General features: G+C 42.1%; 10 protein-coding genes. 7 read left to right on the plus strand and 3 right to left on the minus strand.

Annotation, left to right across the window (positions count from 1 at the left end):
• The 7 genes from PN499_RS07390 to PN499_RS07420 form a co-directional block, all read left to right on the plus strand.
• A partial coding sequence (locus tag PN499_RS07390; protein WP_272031073.1) for a hypothetical protein occupies window positions 1-441 on the plus strand: 441 nt, incomplete at its 5' end.
• Between the two features lie 126 nt (window positions 442-567).
• Complete coding sequence (locus PN499_RS07395) at window positions 568-2,544, plus strand: carbamoyltransferase family protein (protein ID WP_272031074.1); 1,977 nt, start codon at window positions 568-570, stop codon at window positions 2,542-2,544.
• 223 nt (window positions 2,545-2,767) lie between these two features.
• Window positions 2,768-3,190, plus strand: coding sequence for an SxtJ family membrane protein (locus PN499_RS07400; RefSeq protein ID WP_272031075.1), 423 nt, complete (start codon window positions 2,768-2,770; stop codon window positions 3,188-3,190).
• Window positions 3,190-3,354, plus strand: coding sequence for a DUF5989 family protein (locus PN499_RS07405; protein ID WP_007355070.1), 165 nt, complete (start codon window positions 3,190-3,192; stop codon window positions 3,352-3,354). Before PN499_RS07400 ends, PN499_RS07405 begins: the two co-directional genes overlap by 1 nt.
• A 4-nt stretch (window positions 3,355-3,358) precedes the next feature.
• Window positions 3,359-4,561, plus strand: coding sequence for an SGNH/GDSL hydrolase family protein (locus PN499_RS07410; protein ID WP_272031076.1), 1,203 nt, complete (start codon window positions 3,359-3,361; stop codon window positions 4,559-4,561).
• 40 nt (window positions 4,562-4,601) lie between these two features.
• A complete protein-coding gene (locus PN499_RS07415) occupies window positions 4,602-5,927 on the plus strand; it encodes a hypothetical protein (protein WP_272031077.1) in 1,326 nt (441 codons plus the stop codon).
• Between the two features lie 76 nt (window positions 5,928-6,003).
• Window positions 6,004-7,329: a hypothetical protein gene (locus PN499_RS07420; RefSeq protein ID WP_272031078.1), complete on the plus strand. Its 1,326-nt coding sequence runs from the start codon at window positions 6,004-6,006 to the stop codon at window positions 7,327-7,329.
• A gap of 54 nt (window positions 7,330-7,383) precedes the next feature.
• Here PN499_RS07420 and PN499_RS07425 read toward each other — a convergent pair whose 3' ends face one another.
• From PN499_RS07425 to secA, 3 genes are all read right to left on the minus strand, one after another.
• Window positions 7,384-8,196, minus strand: coding sequence for a metal ABC transporter ATP-binding protein (locus tag PN499_RS07425; protein ID WP_272031079.1), 813 nt, complete (start codon window positions 8,194-8,196; stop codon window positions 7,384-7,386).
• 163 nt (window positions 8,197-8,359) lie between these two features.
• Complete coding sequence (locus PN499_RS07430) at window positions 8,360-9,415, minus strand: metal ABC transporter substrate-binding protein (RefSeq protein WP_272031080.1); 1,056 nt, start codon at window positions 9,413-9,415, stop codon at window positions 8,360-8,362.
• Between the two features lie 330 nt (window positions 9,416-9,745).
• Window positions 9,746-12,556 (minus strand): preprotein translocase subunit SecA, encoded by a 2,811-nt coding sequence (secA, locus tag PN499_RS07435; protein ID WP_272031081.1) that lies wholly within the window; start codon window positions 12,554-12,556, stop codon window positions 9,746-9,748.
• Window positions 12,557-13,036 lie beyond the last annotated feature (480 nt).

Genomic DNA, 13,036 nt, shown 5'->3' on the forward strand with positions numbered 1-13,036 from the left:
ACTGCACCCTGTCCAATCTGCCGTTGTGGCGAGATTTCTACCTTGACTCTAATGGAAGCCTTGGCTTGTAACAGTTGCGATCGCATTTTCATAGCCAACGTGGAAAAGCAGGTACTCAAAATGGCGGACAGAGAACCCCCGATGACTTGGCACTGGAATGGCAAAAATTGGATCGGAGCTCATTTAGAGGGGGTGGAATTGGGATGGGGATATTTGGTAGCAGCAGTTGCTCTAATCGTCCTTCCTACGACAATTCTAGGCTTTTCAGCCTACTATTTTCCCCCAACTCCGGGTAGTAAACTATCATGGTTGCCTTTTGCTTGGACTTGGTTAGCCTTCCTGTCCCATTTAGGCATTGTTTTGTGGCTGATGGCAGAAATGTATCAATTTCCCGTGTTGGTGTACTTAGGAGTGATGCGGCGGCGGATATTCGGTAGCTGAGTTAGCTGAAGAAGAGAGGCGATCGCACCCTTGCCAACTGCAAATCAGTATTCCTAGAGCTATAATCTGTCGATATTCAATTCTTAACATTCACCAGCCCGAACCATTGCTATTTGTGAGGAGACAATGAACATACTTGGCATCTCGGCGTATTACCACGACAGCGCCGCAGCCTTAGTTTCCAATGGCGAAATTATCGCCGCCGCGCAGGAAGAGAGATTTTCCCGCAAGAAGCATGACGCAAGATTTCCAGAGAATGCGATCGCCTATTGCCTCAAAGCAGCCAAACTAGAGCTACGGGAAATAGATCGCATTGTCTTTTATGACAAACCCCTAGTCAAATTCGAGCGATTGCTCGAAACTTATCTATCTTATGCCCCTCATGGTTTTCGCTCCTTTTTAGCAGCAATGCCAGTATGGCTCAAAGAAAAGCTCTACCTCAAAACTGTATTAAAAAGAGAGTTTGCAAAAATCGGTGGTTGCAAGACCTCCTTAGTACCTCGCCTGCTATTTACCGAACATCACCAAGCCCACGCCGCCTCAGCCTTTTTCCCCAGTCCCTTCCAACAAGCAGTCGTTCTCTGTCTCGATGGTGTGGGCGAATGGGCGACAACCTCAGTTTGGTGGGGAGATGGCAACCAACTTACTCCTCAGTGGGAAATTGACTTTCCCCACTCACTGGGCTTGCTCTATTCAGCATTTACCTACTACACAGGCTTTAAAGTCAACTCTGGTGAGTACAAACTCATGGGTTTAGCCCCCTACGGCGAACCCAAATATGTAGACAAAATCCTCACTCACCTGCTTGACCTCAAGGACGATGGTACTTTCCGGTTGAATATGGATTATTTCAACTACACCACCGGCTTGACGATGACGAATAAGAAGTTTGACGAACTGTTTGGTGGGCCACCGCGTCAAGCTGAGGGTAAACTCACCCAGCGGGAAATGGACATCGCTGCTTCGATCCAAGTTGTTACCGAAGAAGTGGTATTGCGCCTCAGCAGAACAGTCCAAAAAGAATTCAATGCTGATTATCTCTGTCTGGCGGGAGGAGTAGCGCTTAACTGCGTTGCTAACGGTCGAATTTTACGGGAAGGGCCTTTTAAAGATATTTGGATTCAACCCGCAGCGGGAGATGCAGGCGGCGCTTTAGGGGCGGCATTGGCGGTTTGGTACGAATATGGCGACCAGCAGCGCAATGTCAAAAATTGGTTAGTAGGGGATGTCGGGGATTCATCGCCAGAAACTGAAGATAGCGGTGAGGGTTCGTCAGTTGTAACGGCTGCTGCGATCGCGCAGCGCGGTGTACCCGCGATCGCCACCAAATCTACTGCTAAACTAGCCTGCAATGACCAAATGCAAGGTTCCTATCTAGGGCCGCGCTACAGCGATGCTGAGATTTTGGAGTATTTCGACGGTATCAAAGCCAATTATCAGCGGCTTGATGACGCAGAACTGATGCCCCGGTTAGCGGAAATCTTAGATGGGGGCAATGTGATCGGTTGGTTCCAAGGCCGGATGGAATTTGGGCCTCGCGCTTTGGGAGGGCGATCGATTATTGGCGACCCCCGCAATACTAAAATGCAGTCGGTAATGAATCTAAAAATTAAATACCGGGAATCATTTCGACCTTTTGCACCGTCAGTATTGGCCGAACGGGTTTCGGAATATTTTGAGATTGACCATTCGAGCCCTTATATGCTATTAGTAGCTCCTGTGAAAGAAAGTCTGAGAATTCCGATGACAGCCCAGCAAGAGCAACTTTTTGGCATTGACAAGCTGAATATCCCTCGCTCAGAAATTCCCGCTGTCACCCACGTCGATTACTCGGCTCGCATCCAGACAGTTCACAAAGAAACCAATCCCCGCTACTATGATTTAATCTCTAATTTTGAGAAGAGAACTGGTTCTGCGGTGCTGGTTAATACTTCTTTTAATGTCCGAGGTGAACCGATTGTCTGTACTCCAGAGGATGCTTACCGCTGTTTTATGCGGACTGAAATGGATTATCTGGTAGTAGAGAATTTCTTGTTAGCTAAGTCGGAACAAATCCCTTGGAAACAAGATGATTCTTGGAAGAGTGAATTTGAATTAGATTAGTTAATTGTTGATTGTTAATTGTTGATGGTTAGTTGTTAGTTGTTGGTTGTTGGTTGTAAAAATATAGAAGCACAAATAAACTCTCTATCCTCCTAGTAGTAGCTTTAGCTGCTAAGTTATAGGAAACAGCAACTAAAGCAGCCACAACTACTTAACAACGAACAACTAACAACTAACAACTAACAACACCTAACAAACAACAAAGTTCAATGATAAATGGCTGATGAGTAATCACGATCAAATACCAAAACTTGACAACAAAGGACTGCGCGACTTTGGACTGTTAATAGGCGGATTAATTGCTTTTATTTTTGGTCTATTAATCCCTCTACTACACCATCGTTCTATCAGCCTTATTCCTTGGTGGCCCTGGATTATCTGTGGTGTAATGGTCGCTTTGGCCTTGGTTGCGCCACGAGCTCTAAATCCTGTCTATCTGCTATGGATGAGATTTGGACTGGTTATGCACGCCATCCAAACCCGTCTTATCTTAGGGATAGTCTTTTACCTAATCATGCTGCCAATGGGGATTATTAAGCAGTTATTTGGTAAAGATGCTATGCAGCGTAAATTGGAGAGAGATACGGTGACATACCGCGTGCCTAGTAAAGTCAGAACAAAAGTTAGTATGGAGCGACCTTTCTAATGTTTGAAGCAACATTAGACTTTTTGAAAGATTTGTGGGCGTTTATGAAAGAACGCCAAAAGTATTGGCTATTGCCCTTGATTATTACCTTAGTTCTTTTGGGAGCTTTAATTGTATTGAGTCAGGGTTCTGTAATTGCCCCCTTTATCTACACGCTGTTTTGAGATAATGAGCAAACTGAAAAATTGGAGTGTCAATTTAGGATTGACACTCGGCAGTTTAGCGATAGGCGTGTTAATTTGTGAAGTAGGATTGCGAATTGCTGGCAGTGAAGGTTATCAGAAGATAGGAGACGTTGTTGATTCCGCACCGACAATTTTTCACACTTCCGATCCCGATCGGGGTTGGGGACTAAAACCTGGTGCTACTGGCGATTGGCGAGGTGAGGGGGAAAGTTATGTACAGGTTAATAGCGACGGTTTGCGCGATCGCGAACACAATAAAGCTAAGCCTAAAAATAGCTTCCGAATTGCAGTGCTAGGAGATTCTTTCACAGAGGCAATTCATGTGCCAATGGAAAGGACTTTTTGGGCAAAAATGGAAAATAGACTGGGAAAATGTGAGGCCATAAAAGGCAAGCAAGTTGAGGTAATTAATTTTGGAGTGCAAGGATATGGCACTGCTCAAGAGTTGATTACTTTGCGGAAAAAGGTATGGGATTATAGTCCTGATGTTGTTATCCTAGCTTTGTTTATCGGCAATGACATCATCAATAATTCCCGCGAACTTGAATATGACAATTATCGACCATTTTTTATTTACGATCGAAATGGCAAGTTAGTAGAGGATATGTCTTTTCGCAATCTCCCTCCTATCGATCGCAATCGCTATGCTGTTTCAATTGTTGATAGATTTCCTACTTGGTTAGTCAACAACTCTCGAATTTTACAAGTGACTAAAAAAGTAGAGCTAGATATTAAGAAACGACAAATATCTGACAACTTTACAGCTTTAAGTGCTAATAATTTAAAGGAACCTCAAGATAAAACTTGGAAGGAGGCATGGCGCTTAACGGAGGATTTGATTGTATTAATGCGGGATGAAGTAGTCAATAAAGGTGCTGATTTCCTATTGGTTAATATCGGCGATCCAATGCAAGTTCAACCCGATCGATCGAAAACCAAACAAAATATGGAGCAAAACAATATTCAGGATTTGTTCTATGCAGATAAAAGGATGCAGGCATTAGGCGATCGCGCGGGTTTTCCTGTATTGAATTTAGCTCAGCCTTTCCAGGCTTATGCTGAACAAAATAAGATTTGCCTGCATGGATTTGATAACGCCTTGCCCTGCGGAGGTCATTGGAATCCTGAAGGGCATCGCCTTGCTGCTAGAATGATTTCTGAAAAGCTGTGCCAACAATTGAAATAAATTCAACCCTAAGATCTGAAAGAGTAGGTAATAAAATTAAATGAAAGATTCTAATACAATTAAAAAAACTAAAAATCTCTTAGTATTAATTGCTATTAACTTAGCTATTACCTTTGTTGCTTTAGAGACTCTATCTTTGGCTTTTTATTTTATTAATAATAAGACCTTGTTTTATACAAGGGGGAAAACTCAAGATAAAATAGTAACAGACTTGGAAAGAACAGGGGTTAGGCTAGATGAATCTATTGTAGAACGGCTTCATCCTTTCTTTGGCTACGTCCTGAAACAAGGAGCATTCTCAAAGGAAGATTTAGGACTAAAAGTCAATAGCCAAGGCTTTTTTTCCCTTTATGACTATCCTTTTATTAAAACTGATAAAAATCAATTTGTTATTGGAGTTTTTGGCGGTTCAGTTGCTAATAATTTTGTTCTTGATGAATATGTAAGCAAAAGATTTTCGGAAAAACTAAATAAATTTCCAGAGTTTTCTAATAAAAAAATAGTTGTTTTAAACTTTGCCAACGGCGGTTACAAACAACCGCAACAGTTGTTAATCTTAAGTTATTTTCTAGCTTTGGGTCAAAAGTTCGATCTGGTCGTCAACATTGACGGCTTTAATGAAGTAGCCCTCTCAAACTTAAACAATAAAGCTCAAGTAGACATGGGGATGCCTAGCGTACAGCACATACAGCCCTTGACTGGTTTGGCTAATAATAGCTTGTCGCCGGAAGTAATGAGTTCAATAGTTAAAATTAGCGACACGAAAAAGCAGTTAAGAGCCGCTATCAATAAGTTAGATAATTGTAAGTTAGCTTTGTGTTATACTTTAACATCCTTGCACGTTAAACAATTAGTCAATAATTATCAACAACAAATTATCACTTATGACCAAAATGTAAAACAATCAAATACTACAGATAACAAGAATAATATAGTTTATATTCCTAAAAACAAGTCAGTTTTAGACGATCCTAGTGCTTTTGAAAAAATGGCGGCAGTTTGGTCTGAATCTTCTCTAATGATGAAGCAACTGTTAGCGAAGAGGAAAATTAAATATTTTCACTTCATACAACCAAATCAGTATTATCCAACCAAGCGAGTGTTTACTGAAGAAGAAAAGCAACTTTATTTGAGCCCGGATAGCCCATATTCTGAGGCGATTAAAAAAGGCTATCCATTATTGTTATCTAAAGTTGAGCTGTTCCAAAAGGTGAAGCTTAATATATTTAGTGCAGTCAATATTTTAGACGATACCAAAGAAACTGTTTACAAAGATGCCTGCTGTCATTATAATCAAATCGGAGATGAAATATTAGCCACCTATATTTCTAGCTCTATTGTCCAAAAATTAAGAGAGGAAAAATAGATATATAAATTGAGAAAGTTTATGATATGATAATTCACTAAATGTACAATTAGAGAGTTAGGGATAGTACGCGGTGATGAAGGATTTCAACTTAATTAAAAGAAGCCCAGAGATAATTAAACTCGCATTGATTAACTTGGTGCTTTTATTTGCTTTCCTTGAAGCCGGATCGCTAGGCTTATATTTTGTCAAAAATCACCAGTTTTTCTACACTAGAGAAAGACCAAAAGATACTCCAGATTTAGGAATAGATTTAGAAGGAGTACGACTAGGCGAGTCGATAGTAGAGAGAATTCATCCCTTTTTTGGGTTTGTTCAAAAGCCAGGTGATGATTTTAGACCTGGATTTAAAATTAATAACTATGGTTTCATTTCACCCTATGACTATCCTTTTAAAAAGAAAAAGAAAAATCAATTTATTGTGGGCATATTTGGCGGTTCAGTAGCTTCTAATTTTTCTATTTATGAAGTCCAAAATAAGATAGTTGCTAAATATCTAAAACGGCTTCCTGACCTAAAAGATAAAGAAGTCATCGTTTTGTCTTTTGCTACAGGTGGGTACAAACAACCTCAACAATTATTAATTCTCAACTACTTTTTAATGCTAGGTCAAGAACTAGATCTGGTCATCAACATCGATGGCTTTAATGAAGTTGCCCTTGCAAGTTTAAATAATCGAGAAAAAATTGATATTTCTATGCCAAGCGTTCAACACCTGCAACCGCTGACGAACTTAGCAAATAATTCTCTTTCTACAAAAGCTTTGACAGCAGTGTTAAGAATTCAGGAAAATAAAGATCGGATTAAAGATGCGGTAGAAACATTAAAAAATTGCAAGTTAGCTTTGTGTAATTCTATTAATTCTTTCTATATTCAAAGCTTTGTCAATGAATATCGCCGTAACTTAATTAGATTTGAAAGAGAGCGGAAGAAGCAAGGTAAGCAATCATCAGGAAGTATTATTTATGTGAATAGTGAAGATGCTGTGTTAAAAGATCCTGTGGCTTTTGAAAAAATGGCAAATACTTGGGCAAAAAGCTCAATTTTTATGAATAAAGTTTTATCTAGTAGTAATGTTTTATATTTTCATTTTTTCCAGCCAAATCAATACTTTCCAACTCCAAGAGTTTTCAGCGAAGCTGAAAAAAAGGTAGCCTTTAATAAAGATACTCCTTATGCAAAATCTGTGAAAGCTGGATATCCGATACTGTTTACAAAGTTCAGGAATTTGCAAAAAAATAATGTGCGAATCTTTGATGCGGTAAATATTTTTGACAAGACAAAAGAGAGTGTTTATATAGATAGTTGCTGTCACTACAATAAGAAAGGAGAAGAAATATTTGCAAATTATGTGGGTAATTCAATTCTGAAACAATTAATTTCAGAAAAAGGGAAGAAGTAAGATTGGTAATTGGTAATTGGTAATTGGTAATTGGTATAGCAAGCGCCAAGATAATTACGACAAAAATTTAGGTAAGTTTTGCTGCATTTGATGACGAATAGAAGTGCTATCGCTAGCAATTAAAATCCGGTCGCCTTGGTGATAAACTATCATTTGAGCACCAAAAGTATGCTCTAGATTAGCCGGAGTAAAAACATCAATAGGTTGACCTTGACAGATTAAGCCGTGATTAAAACACACTACCCAAGGTAAATGTGTGGCTACGGAATTAAGGTCATGGGTAGAGAGAAAAATTGTCAAACCTTGCTGATTTAAATCTGCTAAAAGATGCAATAGTTCGTGCTGAACTTGCAAATCAGAACTGCTGGTAGGCTCATCTAAAAAGACTATTTCTGGTTCTCCAACTAATGCCCTAGCCAGAAAAACTCGCTGCTGCTGTCCCCCCGACAATTCGCCAATGGGTCGATCGGCAACGTATTCAATCCCGACGCGGGCCAAAAATGAGCGGGCTACTGCGCGATCGCGTTTCGATGGCAACGGCCAAATCTTCTGCTGTCTGTAACGCCCCATCATCACCACTTCTTCCGCTGTAACCGGAAAAGTCCAATCTACTGTTTCCACCTGCGGTACATAGCCTACTTTTGGCGGTGCAACTTCTGATTTTAATCGTTTGCCCCGAAACCAAATCTCTCCACCCCAAGGGCGAATCAACCCTAAAATTGCCTTAATCAGCGTGCTTTTACCGCTTCCCGATGGCCCCACTAATCCTGATAGCTGACGCGGATAAAGAGCCAAATTTAGCCCTGTAAAAACTGGCATTTTTTGATAGCCGCAAGTCAAGTTTCTGACTTCTAATATTGGTTCCATTAAATTATTTGGCTTAAATTTTTGCTAATTGCTAATGGCTAATTGCTAATGGCTAATTGCTAATTGTTAATAAGTAAGGTGGGCGCTCGCCGACCATCATCTTAGGCTATGAAAAACATCGCTTGAGGCGGCGAGCGCCCACCCTACTACTAACAGTTAATAATTACTTTGCTGCTGTCGGCCCCACCACGTTAGCAGTATTGACATTTTTAACTAAGTCGGGATTACCGCCTAAATTAGCAGCAAGTATCTCCAAATTCTTAACCATCATCCCAATATAAGTATGTTGAGGATTCGAGTTTTCCATTGCATTAGCGGAACCCTCACCAGGTAATTCATCATCAGCAGTATTGGCTGTTTTTACATTTGCTTCACGGGCTATTTGCTCTTCTACTTTACTGGGATAAACCTCCGATCCAAAAATAGCGGGAACCCCTGTTTTACGAACCTGATCGACTAGCTGTGTCACCTCTTGAGCCGAAGGTTCTTTAAAATCCGAAGGTTGGATCGCACCAATTACTTCAAAACCGTACTCTCTCGCCCAATAAGCCCAAGAATCGTGATAGGTAATTAGCTTGCGATTCTTTTCAGGAATACTGGCAACTATGGCGCGGGTTGCTTTATCTAATTCATCCAGCCTTTGCAGGTAATTTTTTAAATTAGTAGCATAGTAATCTTTACCTGCGGGATCTAGTTGGGTTAACTGTTCGGCTGCTAGTTTGGCGTAGGCTTCAGCGTACTTAGGATTTACCCACAAATGAGGGTTTGGATCTCCTTTTTCCTTGGGAAAGCTGAAGTCAAATAACCATTCATTTTGGGTAATAGTGTTGTTACCTAATTCATAAATTTGGGTGTCTTTAGGCTTAGAAGCTTTTGCCAATTTTTCTGTAGGAACTTCCAAACGCAGACCGTTAGAGATAATTAAATTTGCTTTAGAAAGTAGTTCGCTATCTGAAGGGCGTGGCTCGAAAGTGTGAGAATCAGCGCCCTCTGGAACAATACCCTTGACTTCTACGCGATCGCCTGCAATATTGCTGACAATATTAGTGATAGGAGCTACTGTGGTTACGACTAAAGGTTTAGCTGCGGCCTGAGAGTTGTTGGGGGAAGTAGAAGTGCTGGTAGCTACAGGAGTTGCAACTACTGTTTGATTCTCAGTTCCCCTACAGGCAACCGTCATAATGCTCAGTACCAATAGCACTACTGAAATTTTAAGCATTGGCTGTGAATATGATAGTGCAGGCTTAATAAGCTAAACCTTTTCTCTAAAAAAACGCAATGCCCTATGGGGGCATTTAGTCGATTTATAGCTAGGGACTAGGGATTAAGGACTAAGGGCTAGGGGAATAAAGGAATAGAATAGAATAAGCTTTATAGGACTTACGCATGGGAATCCAGAAACCGGGTTTTTTGACGAAAATACTTCGTTGTTACCCATAGATTCTCTCAAAAACCCGGTTTCTTTGGTTGGGTGCGTAAGTCCTGTAAAAAACAAAAATGAAGGATTTAATCCTTCATTTTCACTTTTTAATCTTTAATTTTTAATGCCTCAAACCATCTCAGAGGACATTTGCACCTGCGGTTGCGGCTGAAACTGGAATAAAGAATAAACCACATTACGGCGGATATCTGTCATCATATCCAAGAACAGCTCATAGCCTTCAGTCTTATACTCAATCAGCGGGTCTTTCTGTCCATAACCACGCAACCCGACAGACTCTCGCAAACCGTCCATTTGTTGTAAATGTTCGCGCCACAAAGTATCGATTTGCTGCAAAATAAAGAAGCGTTCGGCATCCCGCATTAAACCAGGTCGGATTTGATTAACTTGAGCTTCTTTAATGTCATAAGCATTTCTCACCTGTTCGTGCAAGAAAGTTTTGATTTCATCCACTGATAAATCTTCCAATTGAACGGGAAGCATATCTTCTAGTAGATAAACAAACTCTTTAACTTTTGTTACCAACTTTTCTAGTTCCCATTCTTCTGAAGGTAAATCAGGATTAATATATGCTCCCACGATGTCATCCATCGTTTGTTCTGCATACTTAATCACCTGTTCTTTAATCTCTAAACCTTCCAATACCCGACGGCGTTCGGCATAAATCGCGCGGCGTTGATTGTTCATCACCTCGTCGTATTCAAATACCTGCTTGCGGATATCGTAGTAGTAAGTTTCTACCTTTTTCTGAGCACCTTCGAGGGAACGAGTTAGCATTCCCGATTCGATGGGCATATCTTCCTCTACGCCGAAAGCCTGCATTAAACTCGCTACGCGATCGCCCCCAAAAATTCGCAGCAAGTTATCTTCTAAACTGAGGAAGAATCTAGTCGAACCGGGGTCGCCTTGTCTACCCGCACGTCCTCGCAACTGGTTATCAATCCGCCGGGACTCGTGGCGTTCAGTCGCGATTACGTGCAAACCGCCAAGCTTGACAACTTCATCGTGTTCGGTATCGGTAAACCTCTCGTACTCGTGGAGGATTTGATTGTAAACGTCGCGAAGTTTCTGGATTACGGGTTCTTGCGTCGGCGCTTTTTCTGCGGCTACGGCTACCTTATCCTCAGCTAACAATTCTGGGAGACTGCGTTCTCCGTATTCCTTAACTGCGAACTCTACGGCTGCCTTCAAGTTTTGCAGAGTTTCCTTGGATAACTCCGTCGGGAACAACTGCGCCGAAGCCTTCCAACTCTTCACCTTCTGAGTTGGGGCAAAACCTTGAGGTTTACTGCGGCCGCCAACTCCGGGAACCTGTACTGGGGAAAAGTTGCTGTCGTCCTCTGGAAGTACAATCCGGGGCATAAAATATTCCCGTAACTTCAGCCGGGCCATGTATTCAGCATTCCCACCCAGAATAATATCCGTACCGCGTCCGGCCATGTTCGTGGCGATCGTTACAGCATTTTTACGACCTGCTTGGGCAATAATTTCAGATTCCCGTTCCACATTTTCTGGCTTAGCATTGAGCAAATTATGAGGAATTTTGCGTTCTTGCAATAGCCGTGACAGTAATTCTGATTTTTCTACACTGGTAGTGCCAACCAATACGGGGCGGCCCACTTCGTGCATCTCGGCACATTCAGCCGCGATCGCACTCCATTTACCCGCCTCCGTCTTGTAAACTACATCCGAGAGGTCATGCCGACCAGTCGGGCGATTAGTCGGACATACCGTCACTTCTAGGTTGTAAATCTTCTCAAACTCCGCCTCTTCCGTCTTCGCCGTCCCCGTCATCCCCGACAATTTCGGGTAAAGTAAGAAGAAATTTTGATAAGTAATCGTAGCAAGCGTCTGAGTTTCCGGCTGAATTTCCACCCGTTCCTTCGCCTCGATCGCCTGATGCAAACCATCACTCCAGCGACGACCCGGCATCACCCGTCCCGTAAACTCATCAACAATTACCACCTCATCATCGCGGACGATGTAATTAACATCCTTAATAAATAACTCTTTTGCTTTCAGCGCATTAAAAATGTAGTGAGCCCAAGGGTCAGCAGGGTCGTACAAATCCTTAACCCCCAAAATTTCCTCTGCCTTCCCAAACCCTTCATCAGTCATCAGCACATTTCGCGCTTTTTCGTCAACTTCATAATGCTCTTCTTCTTCCTTTTTCAGAGCCGCCGCCACGTCAGATGCCCGCAGATACTTCTCGCTAGGGCGTTCCACCTGACCCGAAATAATCAACGGCGTGCGGGCCTCATCAATCAACACCGAATCAACTTCATCAATGACGCAGAAGTTGAAAGGGCGTTGCACCACATCTTCCATCGCTGTCGCCATATTATCGCGCAAGTAGTCAAAACCTACTTCGCTGTTAGTGGCATAAGTAACATCGCAGGCGTAATTTTTCTGACGTTCCGCCGGTTCCATTCCCTGCTGAATCAGTCCCACAGTTAAGCCTAAAAAGCGGTGGATCTGCCCCATCCATTCCGCGTCCCGCCGCGCTAGATAATCGTTAACGGTAATGATGTGTACTCCTTTACCGCTGAGCGCGTTCAGATAAGCTGGGAGAGTAGATACCAGAGTTTTGCCCTCACCAGTTTTCATCTCGGCAATTTGGCCCTTGTGGAGAATGATGCCGCCGAGGAGTTGGACATCAAAGTGGCGCATACCCAAAACCCGCTTCCCCGCTTCCCGCACTACTGCAAAGGCTTCTGGCAGGATTTCATCTAATAACTCTTTTTCCTCATTGAGCGATTTAACTTTCTCTAGGCGCTGTTTGAATTCTGCGGTTTTAGCCCTGAGTTCATCGTCAGAGAGTGGTTTGATGTCTTCCTCTAAGACACCGATATCAGCAACCCAAGGCTGAAATTTCTTAAGTTTGCGTGCATTGGGATCGCCGAGCAGATGTTTAAGCATGGCAGGAGAGGCAGAGAGGTGCGGTTACGTTACTTTTTTTACCATCTTACAATATTTTGCGACAGGACTCAGAGGCTAGGCTCTTGGGAATAGCTTTACTTGGGCGTAGTGTGGGGAAGCAATTCTGGTGTTAAATTAGCGGTATTTGGCGATGCTTGGGGCTAGCTATGCCTAATGCGCTTTAATCTTTGGGAAAGGACGATGCTTGGGGGTGGTTACGCCTACGGGCTTTGATATTTGGGCTCAGAGAGGGGCGATCGCGCTTAATCTTTCGGCATCTTTTACCAAGTTAGTGATATTCAGAGTAAATCTTCCTCAGATAACTGGGCTATTTTCATTAAAGCTCTCAAGGTTCTAACTTTCAAATCTTGATTGTGGTGAACAGGAATTGACAAAATTTGTTCTGATTGAGTTATTTGTTAAGGACATTATAGCAACCATCAATCAATTGTCAAAATGTTAACTATAACTTTGCTATAA

This window comes from Kamptonema animale CS-326 (genome assembly GCF_028330895.1).
In the GTDB taxonomy this organism is placed as follows: Bacteria; Cyanobacteriota; Cyanobacteriia; order Cyanobacteriales; family Microcoleaceae; genus Kamptonema; species Kamptonema formosum.